The 20,803-nt window shown below is 47.6% G+C and carries 18 protein-coding genes; 10 read left to right on the top strand and 8 right to left on the bottom strand.

Annotated features, from left to right (window positions below; genetic code table 11):
• Positions 1-91: 91 nt before the first annotated feature.
• From K6Q96_RS08265 to pheS, 3 genes are all read right to left on the bottom strand, one after another.
• Positions 92-388, bottom strand: a complete 297-nt coding sequence (locus K6Q96_RS08265) for an integration host factor subunit alpha (RefSeq protein WP_062661611.1) — start codon at positions 386-388, stop codon at positions 92-94.
• A 410-nt stretch (positions 389-798) separates the two neighbouring features.
• On the bottom strand, positions 799-3,189 hold the full coding sequence (gene pheT / locus K6Q96_RS08260; protein ID WP_251879419.1) for a phenylalanine--tRNA ligase subunit beta: 2,391 nt from the start codon (positions 3,187-3,189) through the stop codon (positions 799-801).
• Positions 3,190-3,208: 19 nt separating this feature from the next.
• On the bottom strand, positions 3,209-4,192 hold the full coding sequence (gene pheS, locus K6Q96_RS08255) for a phenylalanine--tRNA ligase subunit alpha (RefSeq protein ID WP_251879418.1): 984 nt from the start codon (positions 4,190-4,192) through the stop codon (positions 3,209-3,211).
• A 496-nt stretch (positions 4,193-4,688) separates the two neighbouring features.
• Between pheS and K6Q96_RS08250 the strand changes: the two genes are divergently transcribed.
• Positions 4,689-6,029, top strand: coding sequence for a polysaccharide deacetylase family protein (locus K6Q96_RS08250; protein WP_251879416.1), 1,341 nt, complete (start codon positions 4,689-4,691; stop codon positions 6,027-6,029).
• A gap of 70 nt (positions 6,030-6,099) precedes the next feature.
• On the opposite strand, the gene rplT is transcribed toward K6Q96_RS08250, so the two are convergent.
• From rplT to thrS, 4 genes are all read right to left on the bottom strand, one after another.
• Positions 6,100-6,453, bottom strand: coding sequence for a 50S ribosomal protein L20 (rplT, locus tag K6Q96_RS08245; protein WP_002540099.1), 354 nt, complete (start codon positions 6,451-6,453; stop codon positions 6,100-6,102).
• A 41-nt stretch (positions 6,454-6,494) separates the two neighbouring features.
• Complete coding sequence (gene rpmI / locus K6Q96_RS08240) at positions 6,495-6,689, bottom strand: 50S ribosomal protein L35 (RefSeq protein WP_002540100.1); 195 nt, start codon at positions 6,687-6,689, stop codon at positions 6,495-6,497.
• A gap of 100 nt (positions 6,690-6,789) precedes the next feature.
• Entirely contained in the window at positions 6,790-7,335 is a 546-nt protein-coding gene (gene infC / locus K6Q96_RS08235; RefSeq protein WP_082111321.1) for a translation initiation factor IF-3, read from the bottom strand.
• Between the two features lie 3 nt (positions 7,336-7,338).
• Positions 7,339-9,267, bottom strand: a complete 1,929-nt coding sequence (thrS, locus tag K6Q96_RS08230) for a threonine--tRNA ligase (RefSeq protein ID WP_251879414.1) — start codon at positions 9,265-9,267, stop codon at positions 7,339-7,341.
• A 349-nt stretch (positions 9,268-9,616) separates the two neighbouring features.
• Here thrS and K6Q96_RS08225 point away from each other — a divergent pair, with 349 nt between their 5' ends.
• From K6Q96_RS08225 to K6Q96_RS08215, 3 genes are all read left to right on the top strand, one after another.
• A complete protein-coding gene (locus tag K6Q96_RS08225) occupies positions 9,617-10,885 on the top strand; it encodes a peptidoglycan DD-metalloendopeptidase family protein (protein WP_251879412.1) in 1,269 nt (422 codons plus the stop codon).
• A gap of 25 nt (positions 10,886-10,910) precedes the next feature.
• Positions 10,911-11,114, top strand: a complete 204-nt coding sequence (locus K6Q96_RS08220; RefSeq protein ID WP_251879411.1) for a hypothetical protein — start codon at positions 10,911-10,913, stop codon at positions 11,112-11,114.
• A gap of 368 nt (positions 11,115-11,482) precedes the next feature.
• Entirely contained in the window at positions 11,483-11,920 is a 438-nt protein-coding gene (locus K6Q96_RS08215; protein ID WP_251879409.1) for a hypothetical protein, read from the top strand.
• An 86-nt stretch (positions 11,921-12,006) separates the two neighbouring features.
• Here K6Q96_RS08215 and K6Q96_RS08210 read toward each other — a convergent pair whose 3' ends face one another.
• Positions 12,007-13,215 carry a glycerophosphodiester phosphodiesterase family protein gene (locus tag K6Q96_RS08210; RefSeq protein WP_251879407.1) on the bottom strand — a complete coding sequence of 403 codons (1,209 nt, stop codon included), beginning with the start codon at positions 13,213-13,215 and terminating at the stop codon, positions 12,007-12,009.
• A 248-nt stretch (positions 13,216-13,463) separates the two neighbouring features.
• Between K6Q96_RS08210 and hutC the strand changes: the two genes are divergently transcribed.
• From hutC to K6Q96_RS08180, 6 genes are all read left to right on the top strand, one after another.
• Positions 13,464-14,168, top strand: coding sequence for a histidine utilization transcriptional repressor HutC (gene hutC / locus K6Q96_RS08205; protein ID WP_251879405.1), 705 nt, complete (start codon positions 13,464-13,466; stop codon positions 14,166-14,168).
• A gap of 149 nt (positions 14,169-14,317) precedes the next feature.
• Positions 14,318-15,529: an imidazolonepropionase gene (gene hutI / locus K6Q96_RS08200; RefSeq protein WP_251879403.1), complete on the top strand. Its 1,212-nt coding sequence runs from the start codon at positions 14,318-14,320 to the stop codon at positions 15,527-15,529.
• Complete coding sequence (gene hutG, locus K6Q96_RS08195; RefSeq protein WP_251879401.1) at positions 15,519-16,520, top strand: formimidoylglutamase; 1,002 nt, start codon at positions 15,519-15,521, stop codon at positions 16,518-16,520. Before hutI ends, hutG begins: the two co-directional genes overlap by 11 nt.
• On the top strand, positions 16,517-18,211 hold the full coding sequence (gene hutU / locus K6Q96_RS08190; protein WP_251879400.1) for a urocanate hydratase: 1,695 nt from the start codon (positions 16,517-16,519) through the stop codon (positions 18,209-18,211). The genes hutG and hutU overlap by 4 nt, the downstream gene beginning before the upstream one ends.
• 13 nt (positions 18,212-18,224) lie before the next feature.
• On the top strand, positions 18,225-19,757 hold the full coding sequence (gene hutH / locus K6Q96_RS08185) for a histidine ammonia-lyase (RefSeq protein ID WP_251879398.1): 1,533 nt from the start codon (positions 18,225-18,227) through the stop codon (positions 19,755-19,757).
• A 167-nt stretch (positions 19,758-19,924) separates the two neighbouring features.
• Complete coding sequence (locus tag K6Q96_RS08180) at positions 19,925-20,788, top strand: fructosamine kinase family protein (protein ID WP_251879396.1); 864 nt, start codon at positions 19,925-19,927, stop codon at positions 20,786-20,788.
• The last annotated feature ends 15 nt before the right edge of the window (positions 20,789-20,803 follow it).

Raw genomic sequence — 20,803 nt, 5'->3', positions numbered from 1 at the left:
CCATGCGAAGAAGCCGAAGCACCTACCTTACAGACAACAAAAAAACCGCGGTTAAATAACCACGGTCCTTTGGAAAACTCTCGTACGACGATTAGTTGTCTACTTTGGCTTTTTCGACACGTGCCTTAAGTTTTTGGCCCGGACGGAAAGTAACAACGCGACGCGCCGTGATAGGAATATCTTCGCCCGTCTTTGGGTTACGGCCAGGACGTTCGTTCTTTTCACGAAGATCAAAATTTCCGAAGCCAGACAACTTGACTTGTTCGCCACTTTCTAACGCCTTACGAACTTCTTCGAAAAACGCTTCGACAGTTTCCTTGGCGTCCCGCTTGCTCATCCCGACGTTCTCAAACAGGTTCTCAGCCAAATCGGCCTTGGTGAGCGCCATAGGTCATTCCCTCAAGAAATGTTGAACACAAATGTGATACGTCGTATCTACATCACGATTGCACTACAAAAGAATTATTCACTTGCTCCTTCGTCGGGCAGCATAATCTCTAGCAGCAACTTACGAACAGTGTAAGCCAACTGGCTGATTTGCGCCAACTTTTTTCCATATCATTATTTGGAACAGTGCTCTGTTTATGAGCTTTTCATTCTTAAGGCATGCATAAAAACTGAGACAGGTTATTGTGAATATAGTCATTAAGTGATGTTTTTACTGAGGTTTTAATCGTTTGCTTAGTACAACTTGTTAAGATTCTGATAAAACGTAGATTTATCAAAACGATACGTGTTAGAACTTTTAGACATAAAAAAAGCAGCCATCAGGCTGCTTTTTTATTAACAAATTTATAATTAGTCGCGAAGATGCGCGCCAAATTTGTCGCCAAGCAATGCTACAACCGATGCAACCGCCTCAGAAATATCACTTTCTTCCAAGGTGCGCTCAGTGGATTGTAGGCTCAAAGCGATAGCCAAGCTCTTCTTGCCGTCTTCTACGCCCTTGCCCTTGTAAAGGTCAAACAGCTTAGAACCGGTGATCAGTGCATTGTCGGTTTCCAAACAAGCACGAACCACAGCCTCTGACTCAACGTCGTCAGCAACAATCACAGCGATGTCACGGCGGTTAGCCGGGAACTTGGAGATAACAACCGCTTCTGGAATGACACGAGTGTTAATCGCTGACCATTCGATTTCGAACACGATGGTACGTCCGTTCAGGCCAAACTTACGCTCAAGCTCTGGATGAACCGTACCGATGTAGCCCACGACTTTGCCGTCAACTTCAATTGAAGCTGATTGACCAGGGTGCAGTGCTGGATGCTTAGCAGCTTTAAAGCTGTAGCTCAGTTCGTTTGCAGTCAGCTCCAAAATCGCTTCGAGATCGCCTTTCAGGTCGAAGAAATCTACAGTGTTTGTTGCGATGTCCCAGTGCTCTTCTGAACGAGGTCCTGCAATCACACCTGCCAACATCATTTCCTGACGCATGCCGTTTTCTGCAGCTTGCTCGGGGATAAAACGAAGACCTGCTTCAAACAGACGAACACGTGGTTGCTGACGTTTCTGGTTGTAAGCAACGGTATTCAATAAGCCAGTCCAAAGGCTCAGGCGCATGGCTGACATGTCTGCTGAAATTGGGTTCGGCAGAATCAATGGCTCTAAGTCTGGCACGATCAGCTTCTGTTGGTTTGGCTCAACAAAGCTATAAGTAATCGCTTCGTGGTAACCACGATCAACCAGCAGATCACGAACACGTTTCAGAGGCTGATTGGCTTCTTTGTGCTCGTTCATGTTTAGAGAGGCTACAGGCGCTTGGTTTGGAATGTTGTCGTAGCCATAGATACGGCCAACTTCTTCAATCAAGTCTTGCTCAATCGCCATGTCGAAACGCCATGAAGGCGCTTTCGCAGTCCAACCTTGCTCAGTGGTTTCAACTTCGCAGCCCAGACGGCTCAGGATCTCTACCACGTCTTCAGAAGAAATGTGGTGACCCAGCAGGTTGTCCAGCTTGGTGCGACGCAATGCAATGGTGTTCGCTTTAGGCAGGTGCTCTTCAGACTCCTGACCTACGATTTCACCTGCCTCACCACCGCAAATATCGATAAGCAGCTGAGTAGCACGCTCCATCGAGTAGTTTTGCAGCGTTGAATCAACACCACGCTCGAAGCGGTGTGAAGAATCAGTGTGAAGGCCATAGCTACGTGCACGACCGCGGATTGCGTCTGGTGCAAAGAACGCTGCTTCCAACAGAACGTTAGTCGTGGTTTCTGCATTTACGCCAGAATCCTGACCACCGAAAATACCTGCAATCGCCAGCGCTTTATTATGGTCAGCAATAACCAGCGTATTTTCGTTCAGCTCAGCTTCATTGCCGTCCAGCAGAACCAGTTTTTCACCTGGTTTCGCCAAACGCGCAACGATGCCACCTTCGATCTTCGCCAGATCAAATGCGTGCATTGGCTGACCTTGTTCCAGCATCACGTAGTTGGTGATGTCTACAATTGGGTCGATAGAACGGATACCGCTACGACGCAGTTTTTCTTGCATCCACAGTGGTGTAGCCGCTTTTACGTTAACGTTACGAACTACACGGCCCAGGTAACGTGGACACGCAGCTGGCGCCTCGATCGCAACAGAGATTTTGTCGTCAATTGCCGGAGTGACTTTCTCGAACGCTGGCTGACATACTTCAGCACGGTTCAGAACGCCTACTTCACGCGCCAGACCTTTGATGCTCAGACAGTCTGCACGGTTTGCAGTCAGGTCTACATCGATAGTCACGTCGTTCAGTTTCAGGAACTCACGGAAATCAGTACCGATAACTGCATCAGCAGCCAGTTCCATGATGCCGTTTGACTCGACGTCGATACCCAGCTCAGAGAACGAACACAGCATGCCGTGAGATGGCTGACCGCGCAGTTTTGCTTTCTTAATTTTGAAGTCGCCTGGCAGCACTGCGCCAACAGTCGCTACGGCTACTTTCAGGCCAAGGCGGCAATTCGGTGCACCACAAACAATGTCCAGCAGCTCTTCACCGCCAACGTTCACTTTAGTAACACGCAATTTGTCTGCATCAGGGTGCTGGCCACACTCAACCACTTCACCAACAACAACGCCGGTAAACTCACCTGCAACAGCTTCAATGTCGTCGACTTCCAGACCTGCCATGGTGATTTGGTGTGCCAGTTCTTCGCTGTTTACTGCAGGATTAACCCACTCGCGAAGCCAGGATTCACTGAATTTCATTTATCAATTACCCCAATGCTTACTTGAATTGTTTCAGGAAACGCAGATCGTTCTCGAAGAACGCACGCAGATCGTTTACGCCGTAGCGCAGCATGGTCAGACGTTCTACGCCCATACCGAATGCGAAACCTGAGTATTTTTCTGGGTCAATGCCAACAGAACGCAGTACGTTCGGATGAACCATACCGCAGCCCAGTACTTCCAGCCATTTGCCGTTTTTGCCTTTAACATCAACTTCTGCTGAAGGCTCAGTGAATGGGAAGTATGAAGGACGGAAACGTACTTCCAGATCTTCTTCGAAGAAATTACACAGGAAGTCGTTCAGGATGCCTTTCAGCTGTGCAAAGTTTACGTTTTCGTCAACCAGCATACCCTCGACCTGATGGAACATTGGGGTGTGAGTCTGGTCGTAGTCGTTACGGTAAACACGGCCCGGTGCGATAAAGCGCAGTGGCGGCTGGTTGGTTTCCATCGTACGGATTTGAACACCTGAAGTGTGCGTGCGCAGCATCAGATCAGGGTTGAAGAAGAAAGTGTCGTGATCAGTACGCGCTGGGTGGTCTTCCGCAATGTTCAGAGCATCGAAGTTATGGAATGCGTCTTCGATTTCTGGGCCTGTTTGAACACTAAATCCAAGCTCACCAAAGAAGCTTTCGATACGTTCGATAGTGCGGGTTACAGGGTGAATACCACCGTTCTCGATACGACGACCCGGCAGAGTCACATCAATAGTCTCAGCTGCCAGCTTCGCTTCAAGCTCTGCGCTCTCCAGTGCAACTTTACGCTCGGTCAGCGCTTGTTGAACTGCTTGCTTTGCTTTGTTGATGCTTGCACCCGCTTCACGGCGCTCTTCCGGCGGAAGTTTACCCAACTGCTGCAGCTGTAGGGTCAGCTCACCTTTTTTACCCAGGTACTTAACACGTACCTCATCCAGAGCCGCAACTGAATCAACTGCTTCGATAGCAGCCGTTGCGTTGGATAGAATCTCTTCTAGTTGTTGCATCGTTTCCTCATCTGCCTGTCCAGGCAGTGTCCTACGGGGGAGTAAAAGATATACCAATTCTCGTAGCAGAATCCGTCTTTCCAGTGCGAATTCGCATTGGCAGATCACGCTCTGAGAATTGGTATAAGACGTAACGGTACATAGTAAATAAACCGCGGCTCAAATCCAATCTGAAATAGCCGTTTAATGGCGGTCATGACTAAATCGTCGGCGATTTTATCACCTGATATTTTTCAACGGCGTGAAATTATCCAGATTCCAGTCCATAGCAACGTATTTGACTCAGAAAATTGCTTATTGATTCAGCACTTAGTGCGATCAAATACCAATATCTGTTCGGTTCTGAATGCAACTTACAGCCTTCGCTATCGTCACAGTCAAATTTTGATAACAGCACGTGCAAGATGTCGTAGAAATCAGGCTCGAGTATGTATTTTCTAGTTGATGAGCTCTTGCTCACATTCAATAACGTCGAACCTAAAAATAGGACAATACAATGGCAAAATTCAGTTGGCACCTTGTGGGTAAAAAAACCAGTTACTCGCTTTTTCTTCCAATAGTTATGTCAGCACAAGTACTCGCAATGGAAAATGCTTACCCACCCTCTCAATCATCACCGATTGATACTGCAAAAACGCCTATGTTCGTCTCACTAGGCTTTGATGATAATAACGACGTAGAAGGTCTTAAGTGGGTTCTCGATACCCTGGCCAGTCATAAAAATCCGAATGGCATGGACAAACATGCTAATCGCAATCTTACCGCATCATTCTTTATGCTTTGCGGCCAATCAAGGGAAAACGAAGACGTTTTGAACTTATGGCGACGCGCCCACCAAGCGGGCCATGACATTGGAAGCCACACCGAAACACACCCGGATGACAAGGTGAACTGGAATCCCTTAGACAATTGGATGACTCAAGAAGCTTGGCAGCAAGAAGTGACGCTCTGTAATCAGTTTCTCACCTCTGCTGTCGAAGAAGGCGGTATAGGTATTGAAAAAGCACATGGCTTCCGAGCGCCTTTTCTTACCTACAATGACAACACGCTAAAGGCAGTCATTCAAAACGGCGTAGCATACGACGTCAGTTTTCCTGCGGGCATAACACCCACTCATGACGGAACCAATAATTACTGGCCATACACTCTTGAGAACGGAAGCCCAGAACATGATCTTGCCGTTAATGGTGGTTGGAAACCGCAGATCGCCAACTATCCAGGTTTGTGGGAAGTTCCTGCACACACTCTGATCGTGCCACCCGATAACCTGACGTCGGAATATGGCATTGATTATTCCTTGAGGGACAAGATTGCCAAGCACGTGCCCTGGTTTGACCTTGAATCTGGCAAAGGTGACAACTTCGACTGGAACCTATACTCCGAGCCTGCCTGGGGTGCTGCAGGACTATCCGGAGACGAGGTATTTGCTATTTATGCCTATAACCTGGATTTACGTTTAAAAGGAAACAGAGCACCTTTGGTTTTGGGGTTACATTCCGGCTTCTATGGGCTGGTGAATGGACAAGAACAGTTTGGAATGCCGGGTTCAGACACCCAAAGCCGCCAAGCTGCCCTCTCCAAATTTATCGAGTACGCATTATCAAAATCTGAAGTACGTTTTGTCAGCCACATTGAAATCATTGATTGGATGAAAAATCCTGAGCCACTGACCTTTTGCCCCAAAGACGATTGGAATGTATATACAATATATGCCGAAGGCAGTGTTGTCGCGTATCGGGGAGATAACTACATCGCTAAATGGTGGACTACCCAGCAAATACCGGGGCTTTACGAAAACTCGCCTTGGGAGTTAATTCCATCTTGCACAGCGAATTAACTGTCGGGATTTAGAATAGAAAAAGGGGAGCCGAAGCTCCCCTTTCTCACAAAGTCTATTCTGTAATAAATTACAGAGCAGCTTTCGCTTTCTCTACCAGAACAGAGAATGCAGCTTTGTCGAATACAGCGATATCAGCCAGGATCTTACGATCGATTTCGATAGACGCTTTCTTCAGACCGTTGATGAAACGGCTGTAAGACATACCATTTTGACGAGCCGCAGCGTTGATACGTGCAATCCACAGTTGACGGAATTGACGTTTCTTCTGACGACGGTCACGGTAAGCGTATTGACCAGCTTTGGTTACTGCTTGGAAAGCTACGCGGTAAACACGTGAACGTGCACCGTAGTAACCTTTAGCTTGTTTCAGAACTTTCTTATGACGTGCACGAGCTTGTACACCACGTTTTACGCGAGGCATTATGTCTCTCCTAAACTAATTCGTTAAAAATACTAAGAAAATTATGCGTATGGAAGCATACGCGCAACTGCACCCATTTCGCACTTAGGCAGAATTGAGTTAGGACGCAGTTGACGTTTGTTCTTAGTAGTACGCTTAGTCAGGATGTGACGCTTAGTTGCGTGCTTGAACTTGAAACCGCCACCAGTTTTCTTGAAACGCTTAGCAGCGCCTTTGTTTGCTTTCATCTTAGGCATGATGAATAACTCCGCATTGTATGCAATTAATAACAGTGTAATTTGGCGAACAAAGAGGCTATGCCCGAAGGCATAGCCTCTCGTTACTTGTATGCCGAAATTACTTCTTCTTAGGGGCAAGAACCATGATCATTTGACGACCTTCAATTCTTGAAGGGAAACTTTCTACTGAAGCGATTTCAGCAGTGTCTTCCTTCAGTCGGTTCAGAACGTCAACACCGATATCCTGGTGCGCCATTTCGCGACCACGGAAACGGATTGTAACCTTGACCTTGTTACCCTCTTCAATAAAGCGAACCAGGTTGCGTAGTTTTACCTGATAGTCGCCAATATCGGTTCCAGGACGGAATTTAACTTCCTTGATCTGGACAATCTTTTGCTTTTTCTTCTGCTCTTTCGCAGCCTTACTCTTTTCGTAGATGAACTTACCATAGTCCATCACACGACATACTGGCGGCTCGGCATTAGGGCTAATTTCTACCAGATCAACACCAGCATCTTCTGCCGCTTTAATCGCTTCATCATATGAAACAATACCAAGCTGATCACCATCAATACCAGTCAGACGTACTTCACGCAGACCACGAAGTTCTTCGTTAAGACGGTGAGCATTTTGTTTAGCCGGGACTTTTCTTGCGCCTTTAATACCTTAATCCTCCAAAATATTAAGAGTTCGGGTGCGAACTTCGTTCTCGAGCAGAGAAACGAATTCGTCAATTTTATATTTACCCAAGTCTTTACCTTTGCGTGTACGTACCGCGATTTCGCCAGCTTCCATTTCCTGGTCGCCACAAACCAACATATAAGGTACGCGCTTCAAAGTGTGTTCGCGGATTTTAAAGCCAATCTTCTCGTTTCTCAAGTCCGCAGACGCTCTAAATCCTGCTTTTTGCAGTTTTTTCGCTACTTCCTGAACATATTCCGCTTGATTGTCGGTAATGTTCATCACTACAGCTTGTTGAGGAGCTAACCAGCTTGGGAAATGACCCGCGTATTCTTCAATCAGAATACCGATAAAACGTTCCAGTGAACCCAGAATCGCACGGTGAATCATTACTGGGGTGTGACGTTCGTTGTCTTCACCAACGTACGTTGCGCCCAAACGCTCAGGCAGAGCAAAATCGAGCTGCACAGTACCACACTGCCACGCACGATCCAAACAGTCATGCAAAGTAAATTCAATCTTAGGACCGTAGAACGCACCCTCGCCTTCCAGAATCTCGAACTTAATGTCCATAGATTCCAGTGCTTCAGCCAGTGCTTTCTCAGCGCGGTCCCACATTTCATCAGAACCTACACGCATTTCAGGACGGGTAGACAGCTTCACCACGATTTCGTCAAAGCCGAAAGTCTGGTAAGTGTCGTAAACCATCTTGATACAAGAAGTCACTTCTTGTTGAACTTGTTCTGGAGTACAGAAGATGTGTGCATCATCTTGGGTGAAGCCACGAACACGCATCAGCCCATGCAGAGCGCCTGATGGCTCGTTACGGTGACAGCTGCCAAACTCTGCCATACGCAGCGGCAAGTCACGGTAAGATTTCAGACCCTGATTAAAGATCTGCACGTGGCCAGGACAGTTCATCGGCTTCAGTGCGTAATCACGGCTCTCAGATTGTGTGGTGAACATGTACTCAGAGTACTTATCCCAGTGACCTGAACGTTCCCAAAGAACACGGTCCATGATCAATGGGCCTTTCACTTCCTGATAATCATATTCGTTCAGTTTTGCACGAACGAAGGTTTCCAACTCACGGAAGATAACCCAACCGTTGTGATGCCAGAACACCATACCCGGTGCTTCTTGTTGCATGTGGTAAAGGTCAAGTTGCTTACCTAGTTTACGGTGATCACGCTTCGCTGCTTCTTCCAAGCGCTGCAGGTGCGCTTTCAGCTCTTTCTTATCGTTGAAAGCCGTGCCGTAGATACGTTGCAGCATCTTGTTATCGCTGTTACCGCGCCAGTATGCACCAGCAACGTTCAGGATTTTAAAGTTTTGGCAGAAACCCATGTGCGGTACGTGCGGACCACGACACATGTCGATGTATTCTTCGTGATGGTAAAGACCTGGACGATCATCGCGAGATACGTTTTCATCCAGAATTTCCATCTTGTACGGTTCGCCACGTGATTCAAAAGCATCACGCGCTTCCTGCCAGCTCACGTTCTTCTTGATGACCTGGTATTTGGTTTTCGCCAAATCCTTCATGCGCTTTTCAATCGCATCCAGGTCTTCTTGAGTCAGAGAACGGTCAAGGTCAACGTCGTAATAGAAACCGCTGTCGATGGTTGGACCGATCGCCATTTTCACGTCAGGAAAAAGCTGCTTTATCGCATGACCCAGCAGGTGAGCACAAGAGTGGCGAATGATCTCAAGACCGTCTTCGTCTCTTGCAGTGATGATTTCCAGATTTGCGTCGTTTTCAATCAGGTCGCATGCGTCTACACGCTGACCATTAACACGACCCGCGATACAGGCTTTTGCAAGACCAGGACCGATGTCAGCTGCGACGTCGTAAGTGGAAACTGGGTTATCAAATGAACGTTGACTACCGTCAGGAAGAGTAATTACAGGCATTATATTGTCCTATTTACAGTGGTGTTACACACGAAGTAACACTTGTTTGGATTTTTTGCATTCAGCTGAGAGAGCGATAAATGCAAGAGAATGAATGATTTTTATGGGTCCAATTTTGTTACAAATCAAAATGTCTGAACCCGAATCGATAGAGGATTGTAACGATGTGGTGGAATAACGCAACCAATGAAGTGCCCTCCCACTGTCACTTTTTTTCCACTGTTTAAATCGTGACAGTGTCACAGTCAATCAAATGCACCGCGGGTCAAAGGGTGCTATTTACTATCGAATGAGACCGCAAGAGATGTTATGTTATAACATAACAAACGATAAACCTTTAGCATTGGTAATGAAACACTTTAAACTTATCGCCCTTCTCACAGCAGTTTTTGCCTTCACGCTTGCCTTTTTCATCCCAGACGCTGACGAAAAATCTATAGAGGCGACAGAACCAACACCAGATAAAAAAACTGAGCTACCACTAACCGTTCAAACAGACGCTGTCGAAAGTGAAACTGAGCCAGCTGAGACGCCTAAAGCACAAAAGATAGATTACGTCGTTAAAGTTGGCGATACACTCAGCGAGATATTCTCATCTCTGCAATTACCTTACAGCGCATTGCTGGAAATCCTGGCGGCGGATGAGCCACACCTTCAACTCGATACTATTAAACCGGGCGATCACCTAAGTTTCACCGTGTTAAGAGAAGCGATGACTCTCCAAAAACTGAGCTATCACATTAGCCTGGTAGAACAAGCCACCTATACCTTGGACGATGAAGGAGGGTTCATCTATAAATTTATCGAGATGCCAAGCGAGTGGAGAGAAGTTCTTTATTCAGGAACAGTAGACGGTAGTTTTTCTCTATCCGCACACAAAGTCGGCCTTAATCCAAACCAAATAGCAAACATCACAAATGTGTTGAAGGACAAACTGGATTTCACCCGCTCACTTCGTGCCGGAGACAGTTTCAATATCCTCGTCAACAAGCAGTTCCTTGGCGATCATCCAACGGGAAATAATCAAATCCAAGCCATTTCATTTAACCTCAGTAACCGAGAAATCGCAGCATTTCTTGCAGATGATGGTCGATTTTACGATAGAAATGGAAACAGCCTTGAACGTGCTTTCAATCGCTACCCTATCGATAAAAAGTATCGCCGGATTACCTCTGCCTTTAACCCGAAACGAAAGCACCCAGTTACCGGGCGGGTAACACCGCACAATGGTACTGACTTTGCTACACCGGTTGGTGCGCCTGTTTACTCAACAGGAGACGGCAAAGTAGTTAGCGTGCGTAATCACCCTTATGCCGGGAAGTATTTGGTTATTGAGCACAACAGCGTTTACAAAACTCGCTATCTACATTTGCATAAAATATTGGTGAAACGCGGACAACGTGTAGAACGCGGCCAGAAAATTGCGCTTTCTGGTGCTACGGGCCGATTGACGGGTCCTCATCTTCACTATGAAGTGCTGGTAAGAAACCGGGCTGTTGATCCTTTGAAGGCAAACCTTCCAATCGCAAGTTCAATCTCTCAAAAAAGTTTGGCTTCTTTCCAGGCAAGAATATCTAAGTTCGATTTAGCAACAGGACATGGGAACCTGAACTCCTAGGCTTTGCTGCTGGTGGTTTCCAAAGATGGCAGTATTCGATATTTTCCAGATAGAAAACGGCAAGATTATCGGGCAATGGGACAAGATGGAGCCTATTCCACTCAGAGTTGAATGGGTAAACACCGGTAAATTCTCGTTATTTCATTGCGGTGTACCCAAACAACCTGAAGATGCTCGCATTCAGAGGTCATCAATGCGTTCAATTCGAGGCAAACTCCGCGAGGAATAGTCATTCTATTTCCGTAAAATTTAACGAAGAAGTGGGCGCATTGAAGGCCTCCCTTCGGGCGAGTTGACTGACGCCGTGCTCTTTGTTGTTCCTTTTTGATGGAGATGACTACACCTGCAAAGGAACGCCTCGATCACAACGCCAGTCAATTTCGCTGAGTCATGCACCTTCAGGTTGTTTGGGTATATAATGCGACAGAATTCCCGTTGCACAGCAATGACTTTTCTACAGGGAAGAGATCTTCAGTCCAAAGTTCGTTCCTTCAAACAATTTGAAACTAAATTCCCTTCCAAAGAGATGGTCATTCGCTCTCAAAACAGGATGATGAACATACCAATGCAATCCAATAAAGAAAAAAGTCTCTTCGCATGCCAATTGTTGTATTTTTTGTTGCCTTCTCTGTCCTGTTGACCACACTAGCCGTTCACGCAGATATTCATGAGCAAGTGCCAGATCACCACAAACAATTCTATAGTCAGCTGCTCCAAGAGCATTGCAAGCCTACAGTCACAGACATAGAGAACCAGATCCTGGATAAAGTGGCAGCTGCTCTCAATCACGCAGAGCAAATGGACAAGACCATTGTTCTCGAGCCAGGCCTTTTAAGTCAGATGCAAAAGCTACTGCCAAGATACTTGGAATGCGACACAAATGTTCAAGATCCTTTGGAGCCCATTATTGACAGCTTCATTGCTTTTCTCGCTATCAACAGGCACCTCACTCAAGAAGAACGAAGGGCTTATGTACAATTCGCCATGAAGTTGGCAGAACTCTCAAGAGAAAATGAAGAGCTAGAAGTGAACTGAACAGAAAAACATCACGTAATGGGTTAGTGATGTTGCAATGCTGTAGCTTAGGCCTCAGAGACTCCCGTCTTTGAGGCCTCTTTTTATCATAAGCCCATGCAGTTTGCGTAGAAAGTCGTCGTAGCCGGCCAGTCAGAAAAGACGCCAACAACACCAACACCCTGAGCCAATACATCCAGTAAGTTGAATACATCACCGTCGTTGTCGATGGCTTCTTTCACAGACCGATAATACCACCCTCCACCATTACCAAGAGAACCAGAGCGTTCTAACGTCCAAGCGATCATGCCCAAATCAGCCTCTTTGGCCATTTTCGCATAGTCCGAAGGAACAATTTCACCTTCACTGCTCAACGTTACCAAGGCAAACAATGGTGGTGCGATAAACTCAACACCCGCGCTCTTCAGCGCTTTCATGTCTGCTAGAGTCGGCTCCCACAATTTGTTTTTATACATACGGGCGTCTAAGAAAACTGCTTGCTCACCGAACTTTGGCTCAGCGGAAATCCAGTACTTCACGTCATCAAGGTTGAAAGATTGGATAAAAACGTTTGAAGGTTTTACTCCCGCCTCTTTGTACTCTTCTATCATCTTTTGGGCATAGCCTTGCTGTGTTAATCCATCATATGGCATATCGACAGTCGCGCTTTTCAACTCAGGTGTCATTTTCACATCAAGTGCTTTAAACAGTTCAATACTTTCAGCGTGTGTCATCAATGTGCCGCGACTCGCGTAGAGATCGGTACGCCAACCTGGCGTACCAGCCATATACGCTTCCGGTGTTGTCGCCATCGGGTTTGCGCCATCCATTTTGCCTTTGAGGCGTTTAAATTCCGCGAGTGTGAAATCGGTGGTGCGACATTCAACCCTCGCTTTTTCGCCCTTTGCTGGATTTGCTGGTGTAAACGGCACGCTGCATTTCGCGGCGAGATCCGGATGCGCTAACACGTCAGTCGTGGTGTGCAGATCATTCTGGGAATGCCGACAAACTAGCTCTTTGTCCTTAGTGAAAGTTACATCGCATTCCAACACACCTGCGCCCATTTTGGCCGCAGCCATATAAGACTCTTTTGTGTGCTCCGGGAACATCAATGCTGCACCTCGGTGGCCAATTGAGAAGTCACTTTTCTTTGGCTTGTCATCCAGACATTTTTCTAGTTTTGATTTCAACTCACCTTCATCCATATCCGCAACGAGAAATAATGGACGTGGACCCAATGTATAGTCATTCGAAGCGACAGCGGAACCTGCTGCCAACACAGAAAAAACCAAACCCAACTTAACGATGTTCTTCATGTGCCACTTCCTTCAGGTTGTTTGGGTATAAAATTAGGGTTGTTCACCGTAGGGGCGAATTCTGAATTAACCAGATGAATGAATTGAGACAGAAATCTTACCGTTCAGTGTTAAATCAAAGCCATAACAAAAGATAAGACAAGTAGCCTGATTTATGCGCACCATCCGACTCCCAAACTACCATCCTTGATTTTCAGTCAGACTTCATCAATGATTAATTGTATATACCAATATAAATCAGAGTACCTATGCCGAAATCTCCCCGCTTCCAGCAGATTAAAGACTTCCTGATTGAGAAAATTGAATCACAGGAATGGCCAGTTGGCGCAAAAGTGCCAACAGAAGCAGAGCTTTGTGAGCAGTTTTCGGTCAGTAGAATGACGGTAAACAAAGCGGTAAGAGATTTAGTCAATGAGGGTTGGCTAGAACGAACCCCTCGTTTAGGCACGTTTGTATGCCAGCGCAAAGCGGAAAGTCCGCTGATGGATATCCGCAATATCGCAGAAGAAATATCAGGGCGCGGTCAAGCACATCACAGTGAAATCATATCCTTAAGAAAGATACGTGCTCCGGAAGATGTGGCAATGCGTCTCGGTATTATGCTAGGTAGCGATGTTTTCAAAAGCGAAATCGTACATTTTGCGGATGAAGTACCGATTCAAGTTGAATTGAGATGGGTAAATCCCGCATTTGCCCCTGACTATTTAAAACAAGACTTTTCGGCTATCACACCCAACCAATACCTCGTATCAAACTGCCCGTTGGGAACTATTGAACATACCGTAGAGGCCATTCTTCCTCCTGTACATATCGCAAAGCTTCTTCAAATAGAAACCACCCAGCCGTGCCTTTTACTTCATCGCCGCACCTGGAGCGAGAACCAATTGGTCAGTGCAGCCCTTCTCTACCACCCTGGTAACCGCTACAAACTCAGCGCTCGCGCAGAACTTTAACCGAAGTACACTTCCTTACTTTCAGCGGGCTTACACTAAGTTGGCCGCTGAGCTTTACACCCGCCATCACAATTTCATAACAACAGATCTTGTCATCGCCTTTTTAATTGTCTATACATTTATATATACAAATAAAGAGCACAGCAAAAATGAAGAAGATGTTCACGGATTGTCGTCTTGTTTCAATGGATACAGACGTCAGCCAAAGTGATGGGTACCAAGTACGCGATAACCAAATGATTGCGGTTGAAAATGGCCGCATCGTCGCTATTGGTGAAAACCTGTCAACAGATGGATATGACAAGGTTTCAGTTGAAAACCGTCTGGTTACGCCAGGTCTTATCGACGCGCATACCCACATCATTTTTGCCGGCGACCGCTCTGGTGAGTTTGAACAACGCTTGCAAGGTGTTCCCTACGAACAAATCGCTAAAAACGGTGGTGGCATTCTCTCTACTGTCAAAGCGACCCGCGAAGCTTCCATAGAAGAACTGGTATCTTTGGCGCTTCCACGTGCCAAGGCTTTGATGCGTGACGGCGTAACAACCATTGAAGTAAAAAGTGGATACGGTCTGACGGTCGAGCATGAACTCAAGATGCTAAAAGCGGCGAAAACCCTTGATCAAGAGATCGATGTGAACATCTCGACCACTCTACTTGGTGCTCACACTCTGCCGCCAGAGTTTAAAGACAACAGCGACGGTTATATCTCATTGGTGTGCAAGGAAATGATACCAGCAGCAGCAGAGTTAAAACTTGCTGATGCGGTTGATGTGTTCTGCGAAGGCATTGGCTTCTCCCCCGCGCAAATGGCAAAAGTCTTCGACGCCGCACGAGCTCATGGGCTGGAAGTTAAAGGCCATACCGAGCAGCTCTCTGATCTCGGGGGCAGTGCGCTAGCTGCCGAGATGGGTGCACTCTCTGTCGACCACATCGAGTACTTGAACGAAGAAGGGGTTAAAACTCTGGCGGAGAATGGCACCATCGCAACTCTCCTTCCTGGCGCTTTCTATTTTCTGCGTGAAACTCAGAAACCACCGATCGAGTGGCTTCGCCAGCACAAGGTTCCCATGGCAATTGCCACTGACTTCAACCCCGGCACATCACCGTTCGCCAGCCTAACACTTATGATGAACATGGCCTGTACCCTGTTTGGGCTGACACCGAAAGAAAATCTTTATGGTGTAACCCGTCATGCTGCACAAGCATTAGGACTGCGTGCAAAAGGTCAAATAGCCTCTGGGTTTGATGCTGACTTTGCAGTTTGGGATTTAACGTCTCCAGCACAGCTCAGTTACCAGATAGGTCTTTCGCCATTGCATGCACGTTACCTGAAAGGAGTCGAAGCCAATGACGATTGATATGAGCGTCTGGCATGGCCGGACAGACTCTGAAGACGGCGAGAGCGGATATCGCTTTCACCAAAAAGTACAAAGCGCTGATAAAGCAACAGAGCCCGGCTGCATGATAATAGGTTTTGCCAGCGATGAAGGTGTGTCCCGCAATAAAGGACGCGTTGGCGCGTACTCTGCGCCAACCGAAATTCGAAGGATGTTGGCTAACTTACCTTGGCACCATGAATCACTCTGTTTCTTCGATAATGGCGATGTGTGTTGCGATGACCACGACTTGTCCAAAGCGCAAAAACAACTGGCAGACAATATCAGTGAGGCCATGCGACAAAAACACTTCCCCTTTATTCTGGGTGGCGGACATGAAGTTGCTTGGGGCACGTTTCAGGGTTTAGCGAACCACTTCATACAGAAAAATCCTGCTGAGGCACCCAAGATCGGCATCATTAATTTTGATGCACATTTTGATCTCCGAACGCCTGTAGGTAATGCCCAGAACGGCAGTTCTGGCACCCCATTTTCACAAATCGCCGATTTCTGCCACAACCGCAATTGGCCTTTCCACTATGCCTGTCTTGGCGTAAGCCGTGCCAGTAACACTCAGGCATTGTTTAACAAGGCCCGCGAGCTCAACGTATTGGTGGTTGAAGATTCAGACTTTACCACATCCTCTTATGCATACATCGAAGACCAACTAAACACCTTTATCGCAGGAATGGATGCCATCTACCTGACTATCGACTTAGATGTTTTCCCAGCAGCGACAGCGCCGGGTGTTAGCGCACCTGCTGTGCATGGTGTTGAATATCTACTGGTGGAGCGTCTCATTAGAACCATTGCTGAAACAGTGAATAAAGATGGCCACCCCAAGCTCAAGATTGCTGATATCGCAGAGCTAAATCCGCGTTATGACATTGATAACCACACATCTCGACTTGCTGCCCGTCTGGTTTGGACGATTTCCCGCAGCCTTGCTAATACACAAGGAGTGAAACAATGAGCGACCCACGTCTCGATCTGTCGCGCACGATCAAAGCGCCGACAGGAACCAAACTAACTGCAAAATCTTGGCTGACTGAAGCGCCGCTTCGAATGCTGATGAACAACCTGCACCCTGACGTGGCCGAACACCCTCACGCCCTCGTGGTTTATGGCGGTATTGGGCGCGCAGCGAGAAACTGGCAGTGCTATGACAAAATCGTAGAGGTACTGAGCCGTCTGGAGGACGATCAAACTCTTCTGGTTCAATCCGGCAAACCTGTTGGTGTCTTCCCCACTCATAAAGATGCGCCACGGGTATTGATTGCCAACTCCAATCTGGTACCCCACTGGGCAAACTGGGAGCACTTCAACGAGCTCGATAAACAAGGTTTAGCCATGTACGGTCAAATGACGGCAGGAAGCTGGATCTACATTGGCTCACAAGGCATTGTTCAAGGTACCTATGAAACCTTTGTGGCTGTTGCCAAGAAACACTTTGGTGGTGAAGCGAAAGGTCGTTGGGTACTGACCGGTGGTCTTGGCGGCATGGGTGGTGCGCAGCCATTGGCAGCAACCATGGCAGGGTTCTCTATGATCGCCGTTGAATGTGATGAAAGCCGAATCGATTACCGCCTTCGAACCGGATACGTTGACAAAAAAGCCACAGATTTGGATGAAGCGCTTTCCATCCTTCAACAATCAATCGATGACAACAAGCCTCTCTCTATTGGTCTGCTTGGTAATGCAGCTGATATCTTCGCGCAGCTTGTTGAGCGTGGCATTACACCCGATGTAGTGACCGATCAAACGTCAGCGCACGATCCGCTAAATGGATACTTACCGCAAGGCTGGACCATGGAAGATGCGGCAGAAAAGCGCAAAGCCGACGAGGCTGCGGTGGTTGAAGCCGCCAAAGCGTCTATGGCAGAACAGGTCAAAGCCATGCTGACCCTGCAATCACGAGGTGCAGCGACGCTGGACTACGGCAACAACATCCGCCAAATGGCTCTCGAAAAAGGCGTCGAAAACGCATTCGATTTTCCGGGTTTTGTGCCGGCGTACATCCGTCCTCTTTTCTGTCAGGGCATCGGCCCCTTCCGCTGGGCTGCACTCTCTGGCGATCCGGAGGATATTTATAAAACCGACCAGAAAGTCAAAGAGCTGATTCCAGACAATCCACATCTTCATAACTGGCTAGATATGGCCCGCGAGCGCATTCAATTCCAGGGTTTACCCGCCCGTATTTGTTGGGTGGGACTGAAAGACCGCGCACGCCTTGGATTGGCCTTTAACGAAATGGTGAAAAATGGCGAACTGAAAGCACCGGTCGTCATCGGCAGAGACCACTTGGACTCAGGCTCAGTTGCAAGTCCAAATAGAGAAACTGAAGGTATGATGGACGGCTCTGATGCTGTATCAGATTGGCCCCTGCTCAATGCGCTGCTTAATACCGCTTCGGGAGCAACCTGGGTGTCACTGCACCATGGCGGCGGCGTAGGCATGGGCTTCTCGCAACACTCTGGTGTGGTGATCGTGTGTGACGGTACAGACGAGGCAGCGAAACGTGTTGGGCGCGTCTTGCACAACGATCCTGCCACCGGTGTTATGCGCCATGCAGATGCCGGATACGATATCGCGATAAACTGCGCGGAAGAACAACAACTTGACTTACCTTTGCTCGACATTCCAAACGTTCCAGTCAAGCAGTAAGGAGCTAATAACAATGAATACACTAACGCTCATTCCGGGTGCGCTAACACTCAGAGATCTTCGCCTTGTCAGCCGTGAGCCCACACAGGTTCAGTTTGCCAACGGCGTCGCCGAGACCATGCAGGAAAGTGTTGATACCGTTGCCAGTGTACTCGACGAAGGACGTGTGGTTTATGGCATCAATACGGGTTTTGGCTTACTCGCCAATACCCGTATCGAACTGGAAGATCTCGAAACTCTGCAACGTTCGATAGTGCTTTCTCATGCTGCTGGTATTGGCGATTTCATGAATGATGCTACTGTTCGCTTGATGATGGTTTTGAAAATCTCAAGTCTTGCCCGTGGTTATTCCGGTATCCGCTATTCGGTTGTGGAAGCCCTGGCAAAGCTCATTAATGCGGAAGTTTTCCCCTGCATTCCCAAGAAAGGCTCCGTAGGCGCATCGGGTGATTTGGCTCCCCTCGCCCACATGAGTACGGTTCTATTGGGCGAAGGCCAGGCAAGACACAAAGGAGAAGTCATCTCCGGAGCAATGGCACTGAAAATTGCCGGTTTGGACCCTATCACACTCGGCCCTAAAGAGGGTTTGGCACTGTTGAATGGCACACAAGCTTCAACCGCGTTTGCTTTGGAAGGGCTGTTTGCCGCAGAAGACCTTTTCGCATCAGCAACAGCTTGTGGTGCGCTTTCCGTTGAAGCAGCTTTAGGCAGTCGCCGTCCATTCGACCCACGTATTCACCGCGTTCGTGGGCATCGCGCACAAATGGATGCTGCAGAAGCATACCGACACCTCTTAGAACAGAACAGCGACATTGGCGACAGCCACCAAGTCTGCGAAAAAGTGCAGGACCCATATTCTCTGCGCTGCCAACCTCAGGTCATGGGCGCATGCCTTCAGCAAATCCGACACGCCGCAGATGTCCTCGAAATTGAAGCAAACTCAGTGTCAGACAACCCACTGGTGTTCTGCGATGATGGTGACATCATTTCAGGTGGTAATTTCCACGCCGAGCCCGTTGCCATGGCTGCCGATAACCTTGCATTAGCAATTGCTGAAATCGGCAGTTTGTCTGAAAGACGTATGGCACTGCTTATCGATAGCGGCTTGAGCAAGCTTCCTCCGTTTCTTGTCGACAATGGCGGTGTAAACAGCGGCTTTATGATCGCACAGGTAACCTCTGCGGCGTTGGCTAGTGAAAATAAAACGCTGGCACACCCCGCATCTGTAGATAGCCTTCCAACATCGGCCAATCAGGAAGACCACGTGTCGATGGCGACATTCGCAGGGCGTCGTCTTGCGGAGATGGCAGATAACACTCGCGGCATTCTCGCGGTAGAGTTGCTCGCCGCATGCCAGGGCTTGGATTTCCGAGCACCCCTGAAAACCTCTCAACGCCTGGAACAAATCAAGGCAGAACTAAGAAGTCATGTCACCTTCTATGACAAAGACAGATACTTCGCGCCAGATATAGAGAAAGCAAACGCCCATCTTCTGGAAGCCAATCACAACAAATACATGCCAAACAAGTTGTTGCCCAGCTTTTAAGGCCGTATTTCATTCTCTAACGCCCCGGTTTTACGGGGCCTTGTCTTATTTCCACCAAAATTTGAAAAACCGATACAAATTGTGGGATTAGACACATATCACTCTCTCTGAATTGCACTACTATTTTGTTATCACACCAATTTTCATCGTCATGAAGAGGTGCACTCATGTGGCATTCGCTCTCAGTTCAGCTTTCGCTCGCTCTGGGTCAGCAGTTTGAAGTCGAGGAAAAGACGCCAATAGATGGTGGTGACATCAACGAGTGTTACGCCATTGCAAGTGGAAATATGCGCTTCTTTGTGAAAGTGAATTCACGAGACAACTTGCCCGTTTTCGAAGCCGAAGCCGAGAGCCTTCGGCATTTGGCAAACAGCGGCGAAGTATCTATCCCGCAGGTGATATATCTTGGCATTATCAAAGAGAAATCAGTGTTGGTGCTTGATTATATTCCCATGAAGCAACTCGACACTGAAAATGCCTACCTTTTGGGTAAAGATCTCGCCAGTCTTCACAAATGGGGCGAGCAGTTGGAATATGGCTTCGATATAGATAACTTTATTGGTACTACAGAGCAACGAAATAGCTGGCACCGAAAATGGGCAAACTTTTTCGCTGATCACCGCATCGGCTTTCAACTTCAGTTAGCAGAAGAAAAAGGCATGTCATTTGGGGATGTGGAAAGTATTGTTGAAGCAGTGAAAGAACGACTCAATGGCCATCAGCCAAAGGCAAGCTTAGTGCATGGCGATTTATGGAAGGGCAATGCCTCATCAACCATGAATGGTCCGATAGTTTACGACCCTGCCTGTTATTGGGGAGATCGTGAAGTAGACATTGCGATGACCTATCTCTTTGGCGGATTCCCCGATGAGTTTTATGAAGGGTATGAAGAAGTGTGGCCTCTTGATGAGGGCTTTGAAGAACGTAAAGACATCTACAACCTTTACCACATGCTGAATCATTGCCTATTGTTCGGTGGTCCTTATTTGGCAGAAACCGAGGCACTGATCAACAAACTAGAGCTGAATTGATTTTCCTGTAACGAA

Source organism: Grimontia kaedaensis (genome assembly GCF_023746615.1).
In the GTDB taxonomy this organism is placed as follows: domain Bacteria; phylum Pseudomonadota; class Gammaproteobacteria; order Enterobacterales; family Vibrionaceae; genus Enterovibrio; species Enterovibrio kaedaensis.
This window is presented reverse-complemented; position numbering and strand designations above follow the sequence as displayed.